This window comes from Bradyrhizobium sp. WSM4872 (assembly GCF_055811715.1).
In genome coordinates this window covers 59,140-77,500 of sequence record NZ_JBVVPT010000004.1, presented here as the reverse complement: position 1 = coordinate 77,500, position 18,361 = coordinate 59,140, and the positions used below count along the sequence as shown (strand labels likewise).

The 18,361-nt window shown below is 63.6% G+C and carries 12 protein-coding genes, 2 tRNA genes, 1 rRNA gene and 1 riboswitch; of the genes, 7 read left to right on the top strand and 8 right to left on the bottom strand.

Annotated features, from left to right (window positions below):
* Nucleotides 1-33 precede the first annotated feature (33 nt).
* The 3 genes from AC0L3C_RS07880 to AC0L3C_RS07870 all read right to left on the bottom strand — a co-directional run bounded on the left by AC0L3C_RS07880 (nucleotide 34) and on the right by AC0L3C_RS07870 (nucleotide 1,896).
* Nucleotides 34-109 (bottom strand) — tRNA-Ala (locus tag AC0L3C_RS07880).
* 33 nt (nucleotides 110-142) lie between these two features.
* Nucleotides 143-219, bottom strand: a tRNA-Ile gene (locus tag AC0L3C_RS07875).
* A gap of 188 nt (nucleotides 220-407) precedes the next feature.
* Nucleotides 408-1,896: ribosomal RNA gene (locus AC0L3C_RS07870) — 16S ribosomal RNA — on the bottom strand.
* A gap of 1,044 nt (nucleotides 1,897-2,940) precedes the next feature.
* Here AC0L3C_RS07870 and AC0L3C_RS07865 point away from each other — a divergent pair.
* Both AC0L3C_RS07865 and AC0L3C_RS07860 read left to right on the top strand, forming a co-directional pair.
* A complete protein-coding gene (locus tag AC0L3C_RS07865; RefSeq protein WP_473263795.1) occupies nucleotides 2,941-5,004 on the top strand; it encodes a peptidoglycan DD-metalloendopeptidase family protein in 2,064 nt (687 codons plus the stop codon).
* Between the two features lie 156 nt (nucleotides 5,005-5,160).
* Nucleotides 5,161-6,780, top strand: a complete 1,620-nt coding sequence (locus AC0L3C_RS07860) for a hypothetical protein (RefSeq protein ID WP_473282593.1) — start codon at nucleotides 5,161-5,163, stop codon at nucleotides 6,778-6,780.
* Between the two features lie 100 nt (nucleotides 6,781-6,880).
* On the opposite strand, the gene clpB is transcribed toward AC0L3C_RS07860, so the two are convergent.
* Nucleotides 6,881-9,532, bottom strand: a complete 2,652-nt coding sequence (gene clpB, locus AC0L3C_RS07855) for an ATP-dependent chaperone ClpB (protein ID WP_473282591.1) — start codon at nucleotides 9,530-9,532, stop codon at nucleotides 6,881-6,883.
* A gap of 257 nt (nucleotides 9,533-9,789) precedes the next feature.
* On the opposite strand from clpB, the gene AC0L3C_RS07850 reads away from it, so the two are divergent.
* The gene (locus AC0L3C_RS07850; protein ID WP_473407603.1) at nucleotides 9,790-10,578 is read left to right on the top strand and encodes an MOSC domain-containing protein; all 789 of its coding nucleotides are present in this window, start codon (nucleotides 9,790-9,792) and stop codon (nucleotides 10,576-10,578) included.
* A 114-nt stretch (nucleotides 10,579-10,692) separates the two neighbouring features.
* On the opposite strand, the gene AC0L3C_RS07845 is transcribed toward AC0L3C_RS07850, so the two are convergent.
* A complete protein-coding gene (locus tag AC0L3C_RS07845) occupies nucleotides 10,693-11,466 on the bottom strand; it encodes a TIGR02594 family protein (RefSeq protein WP_473263799.1) in 774 nt (257 codons plus the stop codon).
* A 200-nt stretch (nucleotides 11,467-11,666) separates the two neighbouring features.
* On the opposite strand from AC0L3C_RS07845, the gene AC0L3C_RS07840 reads away from it, so the two are divergent.
* Nucleotides 11,667-12,530, top strand: coding sequence for an alpha/beta fold hydrolase (locus AC0L3C_RS07840; protein ID WP_473263800.1), 864 nt, complete (start codon nucleotides 11,667-11,669; stop codon nucleotides 12,528-12,530).
* Between the two features lie 122 nt (nucleotides 12,531-12,652).
* Here AC0L3C_RS07840 and metW read toward each other — a convergent pair whose 3' ends face one another.
* Both metW and metX read right to left on the bottom strand, forming a co-directional pair.
* On the bottom strand, nucleotides 12,653-13,315 hold the full coding sequence (gene metW, locus AC0L3C_RS07835) for a methionine biosynthesis protein MetW (protein ID WP_007597293.1): 663 nt from the start codon (nucleotides 13,313-13,315) through the stop codon (nucleotides 12,653-12,655).
* Nucleotides 13,316-13,327: 12 nt separating this feature from the next.
* Nucleotides 13,328-14,527: a homoserine O-acetyltransferase MetX gene (metX, locus tag AC0L3C_RS07830; protein ID WP_473407602.1), complete on the bottom strand. Its 1,200-nt coding sequence runs from the start codon at nucleotides 14,525-14,527 to the stop codon at nucleotides 13,328-13,330.
* Between the two features lie 91 nt (nucleotides 14,528-14,618).
* A riboswitch (SAM riboswitch) is annotated at nucleotides 14,619-14,698 on the bottom strand.
* A gap of 204 nt (nucleotides 14,699-14,902) precedes the next feature.
* On the opposite strand from metX, the gene AC0L3C_RS07825 reads away from it, so the two are divergent.
* From AC0L3C_RS07825 to AC0L3C_RS07815, 3 genes are read left to right on the top strand one after another with little or no spacing between them, the layout of a single operon-like run.
* On the top strand, nucleotides 14,903-15,751 hold the full coding sequence (locus AC0L3C_RS07825) for a chorismate mutase (RefSeq protein WP_473407601.1): 849 nt from the start codon (nucleotides 14,903-14,905) through the stop codon (nucleotides 15,749-15,751).
* Between the two features lie 34 nt (nucleotides 15,752-15,785).
* A complete protein-coding gene (gene hisC / locus AC0L3C_RS07820) occupies nucleotides 15,786-16,883 on the top strand; it encodes a histidinol-phosphate transaminase (protein WP_473263803.1) in 1,098 nt (365 codons plus the stop codon).
* Nucleotides 16,880-17,815, top strand: a complete 936-nt coding sequence (locus AC0L3C_RS07815; protein WP_473407600.1) for a prephenate/arogenate dehydrogenase family protein — start codon at nucleotides 16,880-16,882, stop codon at nucleotides 17,813-17,815. Before hisC ends, AC0L3C_RS07815 begins: the two co-directional genes overlap by 4 nt.
* Before the next feature lie 225 nt (nucleotides 17,816-18,040).
* On the opposite strand, the gene AC0L3C_RS07810 is transcribed toward AC0L3C_RS07815, so the two are convergent.
* Entirely contained in the window at nucleotides 18,041-18,268 is a 228-nt protein-coding gene (locus AC0L3C_RS07810) for a hypothetical protein (RefSeq protein WP_473263805.1), read from the bottom strand.
* Nucleotides 18,269-18,361 lie beyond the last annotated feature (93 nt).

Genomic DNA, 18,361 nt, shown 5'->3' with positions numbered 1-18,361 from the left:
ACGACGGTATGAGTAGTCGGTGATCAAACCATCTGGTGGAGCCAGACGGGATCGAACCGACGACCTCATGCTTGCAAAGCACGCGCTCTCCCAGCTGAGCTATGGCCCCGTAACCAGAAGACGAATGCTCACTCGATGAGTGTGGTGGGCCTGGGAAGACTTGAACTTCCGACCTCACGCTTATCAAGCGCGCGCTCTAACCAACTGAGCTACAAGCCCCTAACGCATATCCAGTCAAGGACCAGGGATTCTGCAAGGTTGCAGCCCCAGCGCGTGTTCGTCCGCGAAGAAAGAGAAACGAAGACGGCGAAATCCCGCCAATGCAGCTCAACGATCCTGACGACCGTTGGCCACTGATGTTTCTAAAACGGTTCGATAGAAGCAAGCTTCTGAAGAACCATCCTTAGAAAGGAGGTGATCCAGCCGCAGGTTCCCCTACGGCTACCTTGTTACGACTTCACCCCAGTCGCTGACCCTACCGTGGCCGGCTGCCTCCCTTGCGGGTTAGCGCACCGTCTTCAGGTAAAACCAACTCCCATGGTGTGACGGGCGGTGTGTACAAGGCCCGGGAACGTATTCACCGTGGCGTGCTGATCCACGATTACTAGCGATTCCAACTTCATGGGCTCGAGTTGCAGAGCCCAATCCGAACTGAGACGGCTTTTTGAGATTTGCGAAGGGTTGCCCCTTAGCGTCCCATTGTCACCGCCATTGTAGCACGTGTGTAGCCCAGCCCGTAAGGGCCATGAGGACTTGACGTCATCCCCACCTTCCTCGCGGCTTATCACCGGCAGTCTCCTTAGAGTGCTCAACTAAATGGTAGCAACTAAGGACGGGGGTTGCGCTCGTTGCGGGACTTAACCCAACATCTCACGACACGAGCTGACGACAGCCATGCAGCACCTGTGTTCCAGGCTCCGAAGAGAAGGTCACATCTCTGCGACCGGTCCTGGACATGTCAAGGGCTGGTAAGGTTCTGCGCGTTGCGTCGAATTAAACCACATGCTCCACCGCTTGTGCGGGCCCCCGTCAATTCCTTTGAGTTTTAATCTTGCGACCGTACTCCCCAGGCGGAATGCTTAAAGCGTTAGCTGCGCCACTAGTGAGTAAACCCACTAACGGCTGGCATTCATCGTTTACGGCGTGGACTACCAGGGTATCTAATCCTGTTTGCTCCCCACGCTTTCGTGCCTCAGCGTCAGTATCGGGCCAGTGAGCCGCCTTCGCCACTGGTGTTCTTGCGAATATCTACGAATTTCACCTCTACACTCGCAGTTCCACTCACCTCTCCCGAACTCAAGATCCTCAGTATCAAAGGCAGTTCTGGAGTTGAGCTCCAGGATTTCACCCCTGACTTAAAGACCCGCCTACGCACCCTTTACGCCCAGTGATTCCGAGCAACGCTAGCCCCCTTCGTATTACCGCGGCTGCTGGCACGAAGTTAGCCGGGGCTTATTCTTGCGGTACCGTCATTATCTTCCCGCACAAAAGAGCTTTACAACCCTAGGGCCTTCATCACTCACGCGGCATGGCTGGATCAGGCTTGCGCCCATTGTCCAATATTCCCCACTGCTGCCTCCCGTAGGAGTTTGGGCCGTGTCTCAGTCCCAATGTGGCTGATCATCCTCTCAGACCAGCTACTGATCGTCGCCTTGGTGAGCCATTACCTCACCAACTAGCTAATCAGACGCGGGCCAATCTTTCGGCGATAAATCTTTCCCCGTAAGGGCTTATCCGGTATTAGCACAAGTTTCCCTGTGTTGTTCCGAACCAAAAGGTATGTTCCCACGCGTTACTCACCCGTCTGCCGCTGACGTATTGCTACGCCCGCTCGACTTGCATGTGTTAAGCCTGCCGCCAGCGTTCGCTCTGAGCCAGGATCAAACTCTCAAGTTGGACTTGAACTTTGAACCGGCTGATCACAACGTTTTGACGAGGTCCCACCATTTTTCATCAACCGAAGTCGATGAGCTGCCCGCGATTCACATCGCTGGCAACGATGGTGTAACCTTAAAACGTGTACCGCCGAAGTCTTTCGTCCCCTCTCAGAACTCAAAAGCCGAAGCTCTTCAGTATCCGAGAGGCGCAAGGACTCCGCCGTCCACGTTTCTCTTTCTTCATCTTCACTTGTCAAACAGCCCGGGACCAGGAGGCCCCAACCTTCCAAAGAGGAAGGGTTCCGACACCCTTACCGACGATGGATGAACCCCAATCGACTTACGTCGACTGTTGTGTCACTCAACAAGGTGAGGAGCATCAGTGGCGCGTTCGCTCGCCTTGGTCAGTGACCCGGCGGCGCCGCGCTCAGTGGTCGGGTTATAGGCCCCACCCATCGGGGTTGTCAACGACCATTGTCAGAAAATCGTCGCACGGTGGATTGTTCGAAAAATCCACGCGTTTACAGCGGGTTAGAAAGTCGCCGAGCGGCTGGATCGGGCCAGTGCGGAGAAAAAACCCAAAAAAAGTTTGGGCCCGAGGGGGCTCCGGAGGCGGCATGGAGGCGCCTTGAACGCGGCCTGGACCTGACTTGGAGCGCCCGCCCCTGGAAGGCCCCTGGCGCCCGGCCGTTTCCGGAAACTTTTCCATATTAGGCGCCGTACTTGAGCCACAATCCCCCGGCGTTCTGGTACAGACAAAGCTTGAATCGCAGGGATGCCAGTGGGGGCTGCCGGCGGTTCGTGTGGGGTCAGAGGAAGGCGATCATCCGATGAAGCGGCCTTCTTCAGACATTCGAGACACATCGAGAGATCTTTTTTCCGCTTAGCTGTTCGTAATTTCGGCCGGTCCGTCATCTGGGCCTTCTGACCGCGGACGCCTATGCGGCTTGCCTTTTCCAGAGACGCCCCAGAGAGGGCGGCGTAAGGAGGGGCTCGAAACAGGGTTGCCCGGAACGGGGCTGCTCGAAATCGGGCTCTCGGGTCGTTGATTGGGGGACTTGGGTTGAACCACAGGACGTCACGCGGCGCTTACGGGCGTGAGACCGGGATCATCGATCTCGGCCACGAGCCGCCGCTGTCCGTCGATGGTTCCGAAGCCGCGGTCATCGATCGCCGCCGCGTCTCGGTGCAATGGTTCAGCGGGACAATTCTGACCGGACTTTGCGGCGCAGCCCTGATCGGCGGCGCCGTTTTCGCTTCACTCGACGGCGAGATGACCTTCGCCAAGGTACCGGAGCGCGTCGAAGGCGCGCTGCGCGGTGCATTCGGCGCAGCCGACCGCGCCGCCACGCTGCACAAGAGCGACCGCCTACCGCCGCCGAACGAATCCACGGCCTCGCGCAACATCGTGCGCGTCTCGACTGTCGCCCGCGTCGGCAACCGCGACGTGATGCGGGTGCGTCCCTTCATCCGGATCGCCGGCAATCTGTCGATGACGACGAGCGACCTGTCGGCGAAGATCCCGCCGTTCAACGCCCAGCGCCTTCTCACCGATGTCGGCTCCGATCCGAAGACGGCATCCGAGGATCCGAACAATCCGGAAGCCGTCGAACCCGACGCCGAGGTCTCCTTCGTCACCAAGGACCTCTCCCAGGTGCTGCCGAAAGCCAAGATTACCGCAGTGGTGGCGCTCGACGACATCCTGATGCGGGTCCGCGATGCCGCCAACTGGCGCGGCAATGGCGGGGTGCGCTACGCCGCGCTCTCCAATGCTGCGGCCGACGTCTCCGGCGCGACCGGCCCGTCCGAGATCAGAAGCGCCTACGCCACCGAAGTGTCGCCGTCCGATCCCTATGCCGGCTTCGAGACGCGCGTGGTGCCGGAAAACGTCACGCTGCTGCCGAAGACCAAGGAACAGATCACCGGCGGCAATCCCAACGGCGAACGCGTCCACGTGGTCAAGAAGGGCGACAGCGTCGCCGGCGTGCTGCGCGATCTCGGCGCCACGGCCGAGGAGATCAAGGCGATCACCGCGACGCTCGGTCCGCGCGGCCGCGACGGGGGCCTGAAGGAAGGCGAGAAGCTGCGCATCCTGATGGCGCCCGCAAGCCCCGGCGCCCGTCTGCAGCCCTACCGCGTCGTCATCGCCAACGAGACCATGGTCGAGGCGATCGCGGCGCTGTCCGATCTCGGCAAATATGTCGCGGTCGACGTCTCCAGCATGAATACCGTCGCGGACGCGGCGGCGAACGCCAACAGCGACGACGATGACGACGATGACGGCACGGGCGTGCGGCTCTACCAGAGCATCTACGAGACCGCGATGCGCAACAAAGTGCCGATGCCTGTCATCGACGACATGATCAAGATCTATTCCTACGACGTCGATTTCCAGCGCAAGGTGGCGCCGGGCGATTCATTCGACGTGTTCTACGCCGGCGAAGACGAAGGCGTGACCGCGAGCGAAAAGAACGACGTGCTGTTCGCTTCGCTTACGCTCGGCGGCGAGACCAAGAAATACTACCGCTACCAGAGCCCCGACGACGGCGTCGTCGACTACTATGACGAGACCGGCAAGAGCGCGAAGAAGTTCCTGGTGCGCAAGCCCGTCAACAACGCCATCATGCGCTCCGGCTTCGGCGGCCGCCGTCACCCCATCCTCGGCTACGTGAAGATGCATACCGGCGTCGACTGGGCCACCTCCTACGGCACGCCGATCTTCGCCTCTGGCAACGGCGTGATCGAGAAGGCCGGCCCCGAGGGCGGCTACGGCAAATACATCCGCATCAAGCATAACAACGGCTACGAGACCGCCTATGGCCACATGTCGGCCTTCGCCAAGGGCATGGAGCCCGGCAAGAAGGTGCGGCAGGGCCAGGTGATCGGCTTCGTCGGTTCGACCGGCGCGTCGACCGGCCCGCACGTCCACTACGAAATCCTGGTCAACGGCCGCTTCGTCGATCCGCTGCGTGTGAAACTGCCGCGCGGCCGCTCGCTGGAAGGCCCGATGCTGGCCGGTTTCGAGAAGGAGCGCGACCGGCTCGACGGCATGATGAGCGGCCGCGCCGGCGCCATCGCCCGGATGTCGGACGCAACCGGCGGACCTTTGCAGGTCACCAATCGGTAAAGCCCGCGAACCGGCCGAGATCGGCCGGTCATCTTCAAACACGATCCGGATTTGACGTCGACGCGCGAGGCTCGCTTGGCGGCATCACAACGTCAAGTTTCGTTTGCCAAAGCGGCGTGAGGAGCGAATACTTTCCAAAAAACGGGAGGTCTCGCCATGAAGAACAGGCTCGCCTGCGCAGCCTTCGTCGCTGCGATTGTCTCCGTCACCAGCGTTTCGGCCGAAAACTGGGAGGTTACCCGGCTCGTCCCGGGCTCGGCGTTCCACGGCGTGCACGGGCTTGCGATCGACAAGGCGGGCCATCTGTTTGCCGGCAGCGTCGCGGGCGCGGCGCTCTACGAGGTCGACATCGCCGGCGGTACCGCCAAGGTTGCAATCCCCGCCCCGGTCGGAATGGCCGACGACATCGCGTTCGCGCCTGACGGCACCATGGCCTGGACCGGCTTCCTGGCCGGCGATCTTTATTCGCGCAAGGGCGACGGCCCGATCAATAAACTCGCTTCCGGCCTTCCCGGCATCAATTCGCTCGCCTTCCGCAAGGACGGCAGGCTGTACGCCACCACCGTCTTCCTCGGCGACACGCTCTACGAGATCGACGTCGAGGGCATCAAACCGCCGCGCCAGATTATGGAGAAGATGGGCGGCCTCAACGGCTTCGAGTTCGGTCCCGACGACAAGCTCTACGGTCCGCTCTGGTTCAAGGGACAGGTCGCAAAGGTCGACGTCGACAAGGCCGAGCTGACCGTCGTCGCCGATGGCTTCAAGGTCCCGGCCGCGGTGAACTTCGATTCCAAGGGTAATCTCTGGGTGGTCGACACCGCGCTCGGCCAGCTCGTTCGGGTCGATCCCAAATCGGGCGCCAAGACCATGGTCGCGCAATTGAAGCCGTCGCTGGACAATCTCGCGATCGACGACAAGGACCGAATCTATGTCTCCAACATGGCCGACAACGGCATCCAGGAGGTCGATCCGGCGACCGGCCAGGCGCGGCAGGTCATCATCGGCAAGCTCGCCTTGCCCGGCGGCATCGGCGTCACGTCGGAGAACGGCAAGGATACGATCCACGTCGCCGACGTGTTCGCCTATCGCACGGTGGACGGTGCGACCGGCGAGGTCACCGAGAAGGCCCGCATGCACGCCGCCGGCGTCACGCTCGAATATCCGATGAGCGCAACGGCGAAAGGCAACGACGTGGTCCTGTCGAGCTGGTTCACCGGCACGGTGCAGGTGATCGACGGCAAGACCGGGGCCACCCGCGACATGCTGCACGGCTTCAAGGCGCCGCACGACGCGCTCGTGCTCGCGGACGGCAGCATCCTGGTGGCCGAGCTCGGCACCAAATCGCTGGTCCGCGTCAGCGGCGAGCACGGCAAGGACCGCACCCCGCTGATCGGCGGCCTCGAGGGCCCGGTCGGGCTCGTCGCCGGATCGCGTGGCGAGGTCTATGTCAGCGAGGCTTTTTCCGGCGTCGTCTCCATGATCGAGAGCAACGGCGAGAAGACCGTGGTCGCCAAGGACCTGAAAATGCCCGAGGGAATCGCACGCGCCAGCGACGGCAAGCTGATCGTCGCGGAGGTCGGCGCGAAGCGCTTGATCGAGATCGCGCCGGAGACCGGCAAGGTGACCGAGATCGCCGCCAATCTTCCAATCGGCCTGACCGGCGCGCCCGGAGGACTGCCAACCCACATCCCGACGGGCGTCGGCATCGGGGAATCTGGCACGATCTATTTCTCTTCTGACATCGAGAACGCGATCTACAAGGTCACGAAGAAATAAGTCGCCGCAGTAAGTTCGCCAACAACCCGCAAAACAAATCGCCCCGGAGAGATTGACCTCTCCGGGGCGGCTTGTTGCTCCAGGCTTCGAATGCCGGCGCTCAGTTCAGCTTCCGCTTCGACACCGGCGCCTCGAACTGGGCGATCTCCGCGGTCTGCGGCACCTTGCCGTTGAAGGTCAGCACGTTGCCTTCGGACGAGATCGCAACGCTGTCGCCGTCCTTGACGTCGCCGGCCAGGATCATCTCGGCGAGCGGATCCTGGACGTGACGCTGGATTACGCGCTTGAGCGGCCGCGCGCCGTAAGCGGGATCCCAGCCCTTGGCGGCGAGCCAGTCGCGGCCCGCAGCGTCGAGCGTCAGCACGATCTTGCGATCGGCCAAAAGCTTCTGCAGCCGCGCGAACTGGATTTCGACGATCCGGCCCATCTCGCTCCTCTGCAAGCGATGGAACAGGATGATCTCATCGACGCGGTTCAAGAACTCTGGCCTGAAATGCGCCCGCACCATGCCCATCACCTGCTCGCGCACGGCCGAGGTATCCTCGCCCTCCGGCTGGTTCACCAGAAACTCCGAACCGAGGTTCGAGGTCATGATGATCAGCGTGTTGCGGAAGTCGACGGTTCGGCCCTGGCCGTCGGTGAGGCGGCCGTCGTCGAGCACCTGCAACAGGACGTTGAAGACGTCGGGATGCGCCTTCTCGATCTCGTCGAACAGCACGACCTGGTAGGGCCGGCGCCGCACCGCTTCGGTCAGCGCACCGCCCTCGTCATAGCCGACATAGCCCGGAGGCGCGCCGATCAGCCGCGAGACCGAGTGCTTCTCCATGTATTCGGACATGTCGAGGCGGACCATCGCGGTCTCGTCGTTGAACAGATACTCGGCGAGTGCCTTCGTCAGTTCGGTCTTGCCGACGCCGGTGGGCCCCAGGAACATGAACGAGCCGGTCGGCCGGTTCGGGTCCTGCAGCCCCGCGCGCGAACGGCGCACGGCGGTCGCAACCGCACGCACGGCCTCGGCCTGGCCGACGACGCGCTTGCCGAGCGAGTCCTCCATCCTCAGCAGCTTGTCCTTCTCACCTTCGAGCATCTTGTCGACGGGCACGCCGGTCCAGCGCGAGACCACCTGCGCAATGTGGTTGGCGGTGACCGCCTCCTCCATCATCTCGCCGGAGTTCTCCGTTGTATTTTCCTTGGCCTCGATGTCAGCGAGCTTCTTCTCAAGCTCGGGGATCCGGCCATAGGCCAGCTCGCCGGCCTTCTGGAATTCACCGCGCCGTTGCGCGTTGGCGAGTTCGACCCGTAAGCCGTCAAGCTCGGCCTTCAGCTTCTGGGCGTCGGAGAGCTTGTTCTTCTCCGCGCTCCAGCGTGCGGTGAGCGCCGCAGACTTCTCCTCAAGATCGGCCAGCTCCTTCTCCAGCGTCTGCAGGCGGCTCTTCGAACCGGCATCGCTTTCTTTCTTCAATGCTTCCTGTTCGATCTTCAGCCGGATGATTTCCCGATCCATCGAATCCAGCTCTTCCGGCTTGGAATCGACCTGCATCTTGAGCCGCGCGGCCGCCTCGTCCATGAGGTCGATGGCCTTGTCCGGCAGGAAACGGTCGGTGATGTAGCGGTTGGACAGCGTCGTGGCGGCGACCAGCGCGGAATCGGTGATCCGCACGCCATGGTGCTGCTCGTACTTGTCCTTCAGCCCGCGCAGGATCGAGATCGTGTCCTCGACCGAGGGCTCGCTCACGAAGATCGGCTGGAAACGCCGCGCCAGCGCCGCGTCCTTTTCGACGTGCTTCTGGTACTCGTCGAGCGTAGTGGCGCCGATGCAGTGCAGCTCGCCGCGGGCGAGAGCAGGCTTGAGCAAATTGGACGCGTCCATCGCGCCATCGCCCTTGCCGGCGCCGATCAGCGTGTGCATCTCGTCGATGAACAGGACGAATTGCCCCTCGCTCCCGGTCACCTCCTGGAGCACGGCCTTCAGACGCTCCTCGAACTCGCCGCGATATTTTGCACCGGCGATCAGCGCACCGAGGTCGAGCGACAGCAGCTTCTTGTCCTTCAGGCTCTCCGGCACGTCGCCGTTGACGATGCGCAACGCCAAGCCCTCGGCGATGGCGGTCTTGCCGACGCCGGGTTCGCCGATCAGGACGGGATTGTTCTTGGTCCGGCGCGACAGCACCTGGATCGTCCGGCGGATCTCCTCGTCGCGGCCGATGACCGGATCGAGCTTGCCGTCGCGCGCCGCCTGAGTGAGGTCGCGGGCATATTTCTTCAGCGCGTCATACGCGTTCTCGGCCGTGGCGGAGTCCGCGGTCCGGCCCTTGCGCAGCGCTTCGATCGCCGCGTTGAGGTTTTGCGGGGTGACGCCGCCCTTGGCCAGGATCGCGCCCGCCTCGCTGGTCTTCTCCAGCGCGAGGCCGAGCAGCAGCCGCTCGACGGTGACAAAGCTGTCGCCGGCCTTCTCGCCGGCCTTTTCCGCGGCGTCGAAGGTGCGGGCGAGCTCAGGCGCCAGATAGATCTGGCCGGCACCGCCGCCAGAGACCTTCGGCACCTTGTTCAGGGCGTCCTCGGTCGCCTTCAGGATTGCGCGGGAATTGCCGCCGGCGCGGTCGATCAGACCGGCAGCGAGGCCTTCTGTGTCGTCCAGCAGCACTTTCAGGACGTGCAGGGTCGAAAACTGCTGGTGCCCTTCGCGCACCGCAAGCGACTGCGCGGACTGGACGAAGCCCCTGGAGCGTTCGGTATATTTTTCGATGTTCATATCGTGGTCTTTCCCTCGGCCTGCCCCTGGAGCCCTCTAAGGCACTCCAAACGGCATCTTCATTGGGTTTGCGATGACCGCATTGACGTTTCTCAACCGGCAACGGTCGTTATCAGCCGGCGCTGGCGCCGGCCTGACCCAGATGTGGGAAGCGAGGCCTCGGACCGGAAGAGGCGAGTTCACAATTTCGTGCGCGGATCCGCCCGCTTGGCGCCGGTGGGCCGAATCCCCTAAGTAGCGGCATGACACCTAGCGCAATGACAGCCAGCCAGACCGCCGAGATCACCGGCCTCTACCGCTATCCGATCAAGGGCCTGACGCCGGAGCCCCTGCCCCGCGTCTCCCTGCGGACCGGCCAGACCCTGCCCGCGGACCGCCGCTACGCCATCGAGAACGGCCCCAGCGGTTTCGATCCGGAAGAGCCCCAGTGGAAGCCGAAGATCCAGTTCCTGATGCTGGCGCGGAATGAGCGGCTGGCTTCGCTCGACAGCCGGTTCGAGGACGCGACCAACCGCCTGACCATCAGCAAGGACGGCCAGATCGTCGCCAGCGGCGATCTCGAGACCGCCGCCGGGCGCGCCGCCATCGAGGACTATTTCAGGGAAAATTTTCAACCGGAGCTGAAGGGCCCGGCCAAGGTCCTGTCCGGCCGCGACCACAGCTTTTCCGATGTCGCCCGCAAGGTCGTGTCCATCATCAATCTCGACAGCGTCCGCGCACTCGAGACCATGCTCGGCGGCGCCGCCGTCCACCCGCTACGCTTCCGCGCCAATCTCTACGTGAAGGGCTGGCCGGCCTGGTCCGAGCTCGAGCTCGTCGGCCAGACGCTGGCGATCGGACAGGCCCGGCTGCAAGTGGTCAAGCGCATCAAGCGCTGCCCGGCCACCAATGTCGATCCTGAGACCGCCAGGCGCGATCTCGAAGTCCCGGCCACGCTTTCGAGCAATCTCGGCCACATGGACTGCGGCATCTATGCTGAGGTGATCGCCGACGGCGACATCGGCGTGGGCGACGCGGTTGCGTTGGAAGAGCCGAAGCTGGTGTGAACGAGCGCCGGCTCTACCCATCCCGTCATTGCGAGCGCAGCGAAGCAATCCGAGAATGCGCCCGCGGAGACAGTCTGGATTGCTTCGTCGCTTCGCTTCTCGCAATGACGACCGTCAATTCGGCATCACGTAGGCATAGATCCGGCCGCGCGAGACCGGTGCTTCGCGAACCCGGTTGCCGTTATTGCCGGAAATCATGATCGGATTGCCCTGCGCGTCGACGCCGGTGATGATGCCGACATGACCGCCCCGGCCGCCGCGCGACATGACCGCGATGGCGCCGACCTGAGGACCGGAGACACGCGTTCCGTAATGCGCGAACGAGTTCGCCATGTCGGAGCCGGTGCCATGGTGGCCGGTTTTCTCAAGCACCATGTTCATGAAGCGCGCGCACCACAGGCTGCCGCGGCCGGTCGGATTGCCGCCGACATAGCGGCGTGCCTCGGACACGAGGCCCGACCCGCCGCCGAAGCCGCTGCTCGTCGCGCTATTGGCCACGCCGCCGTCATTCGCGTTCATGGCCATCCCACCGCCACGCCTCATGGTTCGACGGCTGGCGCGCGTGGTCATCTCACCGCTGGTAACCATTCCAGCGTTGCCGCTCATGGCCATTCCACCGATGCCGCCGCTATTGGCGTTCGGGTCATAGCTGGCGAAGGTGTTGCCGAAGCCGCTTGCCTGCAATTGCGCCGCGCCGCGCTCGAAGCGCGAGCCGCGTGCATGCCGGTAATGATGATGTCTGCTGGCGTGATGCGCGTAAGCGTGCCGCTCTGCGCTATGACGATGAGGTCGTGCTGACGCCGGAGAAGTGAAGGCGGCGACCGCCGCGAAGAAAACAGCCAGCGCGACTACACAGCGCGACAGGCGAGACGCAAACAACTCGAACATTCTTCATCCTTCGTTGACACCCCCACTTCCCCGTCGGCCCGTGCGGTGGCCGACATCCGCGGGCTGTATCAGTATCCTGATGTGGCGAGAACAAGACGCGGCCGCGAAGAATTTGGACGATGATTAATAGGTGTTAGGATCGTATGCGCTGACCGCAGGACGCCATTCCACAGCCGCAGCCACCTCTGGGAGAAAACCGGATGCCTCACGCCCTCACGAAAGACAATTGCCGCCTCTATTTCGAACAAGCAGGCGCGGGCACGCCGATACTTTTTCTGCACGAGTTCGCGGCCGACTACACCAATTGGGAGCCGCAGATGCGCTACTTCTCGCGCGGCCATCGCTGCATCACCTATTCCGCGCGCGGCTACACGCCATCGGACGTGCCTGATGGCGAGGTCTACGGCTACACGCATTTCTATACCGATGCGCTCGCGGTACTCGATCATCTGAAGATCGATCGCGCGCACTTCGTCGGCCTCTCGATGGGCGCCTATTCGTCGCTCCAGATCGGGCTCAACGCGCCCCAACGTGCGTTGTCGATGACGCTCGCCGGCGTCGGCTCAGGCTCGGAGATCGAGAACCTCGACGCCTGGCGCCAGCAGTGCCGCGCCAACGCGGAGCAATTCGAGATGCTCGGCTCCGCAGAAGTCGCAAGAGTCACGCGCGAGGCGCCGAGCCGGATTCCCTTCCTGGTGAAGGACCCGCGCGGCCATGCCGACTTCTACGCAGCCCTGGCGCGGCATGACGCCAGGGGATCGGCGCGGACGATGCGCGGTTTCCAGGCCGGCCGGCCCTCGATCTTTACGATGACGGACGCGATCAGAGCGGCCACGACGCCGGCACTCGTCATCTGCGGCGACGAGGACGATCCGTGCGTGGGCGCAAGCCTGTTTCTGAAGAAGCACCTGCCTGCGGCAGGGCTCGCCATGTTTCCGAAGTCCGGCCACGTGCTCAATCTCGAAGAGCCGGCCCTGTTCAACGAAACGGTGGAACGGTTCGTCACGCTGGTGGAAGCGGGAAGATGGCCGGTGCGCGATGCGCGGTCGCTGGCGGCGCATTAGCGCGAAGACGTCACCACACGCTCCGTCGCGTAGCCCGGATGGAGCGCAAGCGTAATCCGGGGCCTTCGCATCCGCGGATAGAATCCCGGATTGCGCTACGCTTCATCCAGGCTACAGGAATCCTACTTCCTGCCGCCCCGCGTCAGCAGAAACACGCCCTGCTCGCCGAACAGATTCCACACCCACCAGGGCATCCGCAGCCGCAGCGGGCGGCCGTAGAGGTCGAGCGCCTCGGCACGTTCCATCTTGACGTCGATCGCGTCGCAGAGCTCGACGAAATCCTTGATGGTGCAGAAATGGATGTTGGCGGTGTCATACCAGCTTGCCGGTAGATTCTCCGTGCGCGGCATGTGGCCTCCGATCAGGAGCTGGAGCCGCATCTTCCAGAATCCGAAATTCGGGAACGACACGATGGCGCGGCGGCCGATGCGTAGCAAATTCTCCAGCACCACTTTCGGCTGCCGCGTCGCCTGCAAGGTCTGCGACAGGATCACGTAGTCAAAGGCGTCATCCGGATAATTCACGAGATCTGTGTCGGCATCGCCCTGCACCACCGCAAGACCCTTGGCGACGCAGCGGTTGACACCCTCGCGCGACAGCTCGATGCCGCGGCCGTCGATGCCGCGGGTTTCCAGCAGTTGGAGCAGGTCGCCCTCGCCACAGCCGACGTCGAGCACCTTCGAACCCGGCTTGACCATCTCGGCCACCAGCACATGGTCGGCGCGAAAATCACCGGGCTGCCCGGTCGCAAGGCCGCCCAGCGGCAACGCTTCCTGTACAGACATGACTAGCCGTCCTTAAGCATTATTGGCGGTGAGCCCGCGCGCCTTGCCAGCCGATTGCAGGAAGGCACGGGCGATGTCGAAGAATTCGGGCACGTCGAGCAGGAATGCGTCGTGACCGCGATCGGTCTCGATCTCGGCGAACGACACCCGCGCGCTCGACGCATTCAGCGCGTGCACCAGCGCGCGCGATTCCGAGGTCGGGAACAGCCAGTCGCTGGTGAAGGAGACCACGCAGAACCGGGTCTGGATTCCCGCGAACGCCTTCGCCAGCACGCCGCCATGGTCGCCGGCGATGTCGAAATAGTCCATCGCGCGGGTCAGATAGAGATAGGAGTTGGCGTCGAAGCGCTCGACAAAGGACGAGCCCTGGTAGCGCAGGTACGACTCGACCTGGAAGTCGGCGTCGAACGAGAAGGTCGGCAGCTCGCGGTCCTGCATGCGCCGACCGAATTTGCGATGCAGCGCGGCGTCGGAGAGATAGGTGATGTGCCCGGCCATGCGGGCGACGGCGAGGCCGCGATGCGGATGGGTGCCGTGATCAATGTAGCGTCCGCCATGCCATTCCGGATCGGCCATCACCGCCTGCCGGCCGAGTTCGTGGAAGGCGATATTCTGCGCCGAATGGCGCGTGCTGCATGCGGTCGGCAGCGCAGAGAAGACGCGATGCGGATAGGCCGCAGTCCATTGCAGCACCTGCATGCCGCCCATCGAGCCTCCGACGACGCAGAGCAGCGTATCGATGCCGAGGCGGTCGAGCAGCATGGCCTGGGCTCGCACCATGTCGGGGATGGTGATGATCGGAAAATCCAGGCCCCACACTTTGCCGGTCGCCGGATTGGTCGACGCGGGGCCGGTCGAGCCCATGCAGCCGCCGATCACGTTCGAGCAGATGATGAAATACTTGTTGGTGTCGAGCGGGCGGCCGGGCCCCACCATGATTTCCCACCAGCCCGGCTTGCCGGTCAGCGGGTGCACATTGGCGACGTGCTGATCGAGCGTCAGCGCATGGCAGATCAGGATGGCGTTGGAGCGCTCGGCGTTGAGCTCGCCATAGGTCTGGTATGCGATCTGGAACGGGGTGAGATCGACGCCGCAATCAAGCGGCAGCGGCTGGTCGGCACCGAAGCGCGCGACCTGGGAGCTCGGATGATCGACCTCGTGCGAGCGCTCATCGGCGCTGATCGCGGGACTGGGAATTGACTTGATGCCCATCTCTGACCACTGACTCGTTTGCGATCGGGGTCCGACCGCGACTGACATCAGGCCATGAAAAACCCGGCCTGAACGATAGGTTCGGCCGGGATCGAAAGGGTCCCCGGCCTGTTTAGCGAGTTTTTTAACGTGGCTGCAAGCCGGCCGGCTCAAATGACCACGGAACAGGTAAAAACTACCGTCTTGGACGGTTTTCGTCAAGTCGCGGCCCGGATCAGCCAAATTCGCCTGTCGCGCCACGGGCGAAAAGGGCCCGATTTCCCTTTGCATTTCTCTTTGCTTTCGCCGCCCCGACTGCCTAATCAGGATATCCATCACGGCGGTGACGGCTCGACTGATCCGCATTGGAACGCCTCGCAACAGCACCTCACAGACATGTCCCAACGTCCGCCCGCGCCACCATCACTCCAGGAATTGCGCAAGGAGATCGACGCGATCGACGAGGGCATGCATCGCCTGCTGATGCAGCGCGGCGACATCATCGACCGTCTGATCCAGGTGAAGCAGACCCAGGAGGTCGGCTCGGCGTTTCGGCCTGCGCGCGAGGCCTCCATGATGCGTGACCTCGTCCAGCGCCATCGCGGTATCCTGCCGCTCGATACGGTCGAGAGCATCTGGCGCGTGATCATCGCGACGTTCACTTACGTTCAGGCGCCGTTCTCCGTGCATGCCGACATTTCGGCAAGCGAGCCCGCGATGCGCGATTCCGTACGCTTCCATTTCGGATTCACCGTGCCTTACGTCGCGCATTTCAGCGCGCAGGCGGCGGTCGAGGCCGTGGCGAAGTCCAAGGGCGACCTTGCGCTGGTCTCGGCGACCTCGAGCCGCACGCCATGGTGGCTGGAGCTGGAGGCAGGAGGCGCGCCAAAGATCATCGCGCGGCTGCCCTTCGTCGAGCGCGCCGACCATCCGGCGGCGTTGCCCGTGTTCGCGGTCTCGCGTGTCGCGGACAGTGCGCTGGTGACGGAGGTCGAGACCTTCAGCGTGCGCGTATCAGGGTGGAACGCCGAGGTCGCGCGCGCCCTGTCACCGCTCGCCGAGATCGTGGCGGTGCCCGATACCGCCTTCGACGGCGCCGCGCTGCTGGTCTCGGTCACCGCGACGAGCAGCCTCGACAAAATCAAAGCTGCCCTGATCGAAGCGGGGGCCTCGGTGCGCTCCACGGCCCTCGTCGGCAGCCACGCAACGCGCTATACGGTGCCCCCGACCGGGTCGAAATCGTAAGTCGCGAACCGCTTAAGCCACTCCGGAGTTGAAGATGTCCCGCCCCGTGCCGAATCCCGGCATTCTCGATATTGCGCCCTACACGCCCGGCAAGACCCCGGTGGCAGAGCCCGGCCGCAAGGTGTTCAAGCTCTCGGCCAACGAGACCCCGTTCGGGCCCTCACCGAAGGCGATCGAGGCGTTCAAGCAGGTGGCGGATCATCTGGAAGACTATCCGGAAGGAACCTCGCGCGTGCTGCGCGAAGCGATCGGGCGCACCTTCGGGCTTGATCCCAACCGCATCATCTGCGGCGCCGGCTCGGACGAGATCCTCAACCTGCTCGCCCACACCTATCTCAGCCACGGCGACGAGGCGATCTCGACCACGCACGGCTTTCTGGTCTACCCGATCGCGACCATGGCGGTCGGCGCGAAGAACGTGGTTGCCGCCGAAAAGGACCTGACCGCGGACGTCGACACGATCCTGAAGGCCGTAACGCCGCGCACAAAACTGGTCTGGCTCGCCAACCCCAACAACCCGACCGGCACCTATCTGCCGTTCGACGAGGTCAAGCGCCTGCGCGCCGGCCTGCCCTCGCACGTGCTGCTGGTGCTGGACGCGGCCTATTGCGACTACGTCTCCCGCAACGACTATGAGATGGGAATCGAGCTGGTGGCGACCACCGAGAACACGGTGGTGACGCACACGTTCTCCAAGATCCATGGTCTCGCGGCGCTGCGCATCGGCTGGATGTTCGGCCCCGAGCACATCATCGACGCGGTCAACCGCATCCGGGGTCCCTTCAACGTGTCGACGCCGGCGATGTACGCCGCCGTTGCCGCGATCGAGGACGCCGCGCATCAGGCCATGTCGAAGCAATTCACCGAGACCTGGCGCAACTGGCTCGCCGACGAGATCGGCAAGCTCGGATTGAAAGTGACGCCGAGCGTCGCCAATTTCGTGCTGATCCACTTCCCGACCGACAAGGGCAAGACCTCTGACGACGCCGATGCCTTCCTCACCAAGCGGGGCCTCGTGCTGCGCGGGCTGAAGAACTACGGCCTGCCGCATTCGCTGCGCATGACCATCGGCACCGAGGAGGCCAACCGCCTCGTCGTCGAGGGCCTGCGCGACTTCATGGCCGGACGATGAGCGCGACCCCGCACTTCCAGCGCGTCGCGCTGATCGGCTTCGGCCTGATCGGCGGCTCGATCGCGCGCGCTGCGAAGCTCCAGGGCCTGGCTTCCGAGATTGTCACCACCGCGCGCTCGGAGAAGACGCGCGCACGCGTGATGGAGCTCGGCATCGTCGATCGGGTCGTCGCAACCAATGCGGAAGCCGTGCAGGACGCCGATCTCGTCATCCTCTGCATTCCCGTCGGCGCCTGCGGGCCGGTGGCGCAGGAGATCGCCGCGCATCTCAAGCCTGGCGCGATCATCTCCGACGTCGGCTCTGTCAAGGGCGCCATCGTCAGGGATATGGCGCCGCATCTGCCGAAAGGCATCCATTTCGTGCCGGCGCATCCCGTCGCAGGCACCGAGCATTCGGGCCCCGATTCCGGCTTCGCCGAGCTCTTCATCAACCGCTGGTGCATCCTCACCCCGCCGGAGGGCGTTGATGCGGCGGCCACCGATCGCCTGCGCGCGTTCTGGGCGGCGATGGGCGCCAAGGTCGAAATCATGACGCCGGACCATCATGATCTCGTGCTCGCGATCACCAGCCATCTGCCGCATCTGATCGCCTACACCATCGTCGGCACCGCCGATGAGCTGGCGCAGGTGACGGAGTCCGAGGTCATCAAGTTCTCCGCCGGCGGCTTTCGCGACTTCACCCGCATCGCCGCCTCCGATCCGACGATGTGGCGCGACGTCTTCCTCGCCAACAAGGAAGCCGTGCTGGAGATGCTCGGCACCTTCACCGAGGATCTGGCCAAGCTCACTCGCGCGATCCGCCGCGGCGACGGCGAGGCGCTGTTCGACCACTTCACCCGCACCCGCGCCATCCGCCGCGGCATCGTCGAAATCGGCCAGGACTCGGCCGCGCCCGACTTCGGCCGGCCGCATGCGGCGCTGAAAAAGCCGTAGCACTGAAGTAGCCCGGATGGAGCGCAAGCGTAATCCGGGACCTCCGTCGCTTGAGGCAAGATTCCCGGATTGCGCTTCGCTCCATCCAGGCTACGAGCCCGCATGGCTCCGTGACTAGAACGGATAATAGCGGATCTGCGTCATGACGACGTTGTCGTCCGTCTTCGGCGCACCACCGACGCCATGACCGGGCCCAGCTCGCGACGGGCAAGTGGTGGATGGCGGCTATTTGCCCTTGCTCGCGCGCATCACCGTTGGGCGCGGTGATTTCGGCGAGGGGACGAATGCCATCGTCTCCCGCGTCGTGGGATTCGAGATGTTGCGATCACCATTCGGATACATCGAGGCGTATGCGGCCGGCTCCTGCGACTGCCATTGCCATTGCGCGAACGCGGGCGTCGCAAGCGCGGTCGAGATGGCGATGGCGGCAACGAACAGCCTGGACTTGGTCATGGTATCTCTCCTGCCTGGGCGACCGCCTCAACATGCGGCCGACATGGGGAGAGAGCGGAGTTTGCGGCTCCGTATTCCCGGCGCGCAATCACG

Bases quoted from the DNA above. Each gene is read 5' to 3' on its own strand.
- AC0L3C_RS07860 (WP_473282593.1), top strand. From the start codon at position 5,161: ATGAAGAACAGGCTCGCCTGCGCAGCCTTCGTCGCTGCGATTGTCTCC.
- clpB (WP_473282591.1), bottom strand. From the start codon at position 9,532: ATGAACATCGAAAAATATACCGAACGCTCCAGGGGCTTCGTCCAGTCC.
- AC0L3C_RS07850 (WP_473407603.1), top strand. From the start codon at position 9,790: ATGACAGCCAGCCAGACCGCCGAGATCACCGGCCTCTACCGCTATCCG.
- AC0L3C_RS07845 (WP_473263799.1), bottom strand. From the start codon at position 11,466: ATGTTCGAGTTGTTTGCGTCTCGCCTGTCGCGCTGTGTAGTCGCGCTG.
- AC0L3C_RS07840 (WP_473263800.1), top strand. From the start codon at position 11,667: ATGCCTCACGCCCTCACGAAAGACAATTGCCGCCTCTATTTCGAACAA.
- metW (WP_007597293.1), bottom strand. From the start codon at position 13,315: ATGTCTGTACAGGAAGCGTTGCCGCTGGGCGGCCTTGCGACCGGGCAG.
- metX (WP_473407602.1), bottom strand. From the start codon at position 14,527: ATGGGCATCAAGTCAATTCCCAGTCCCGCGATCAGCGCCGATGAGCGC.
- AC0L3C_RS07825 (WP_473407601.1), top strand. From the start codon at position 14,903: ATGTCCCAACGTCCGCCCGCGCCACCATCACTCCAGGAATTGCGCAAG.
- hisC (WP_473263803.1), top strand. From the start codon at position 15,786: ATGTCCCGCCCCGTGCCGAATCCCGGCATTCTCGATATTGCGCCCTAC.
- AC0L3C_RS07815 (WP_473407600.1), top strand. From the start codon at position 16,880: ATGAGCGCGACCCCGCACTTCCAGCGCGTCGCGCTGATCGGCTTCGGC.
- AC0L3C_RS07810 (WP_473263805.1), bottom strand. From the start codon at position 18,268: ATGACCAAGTCCAGGCTGTTCGTTGCCGCCATCGCCATCTCGACCGCG.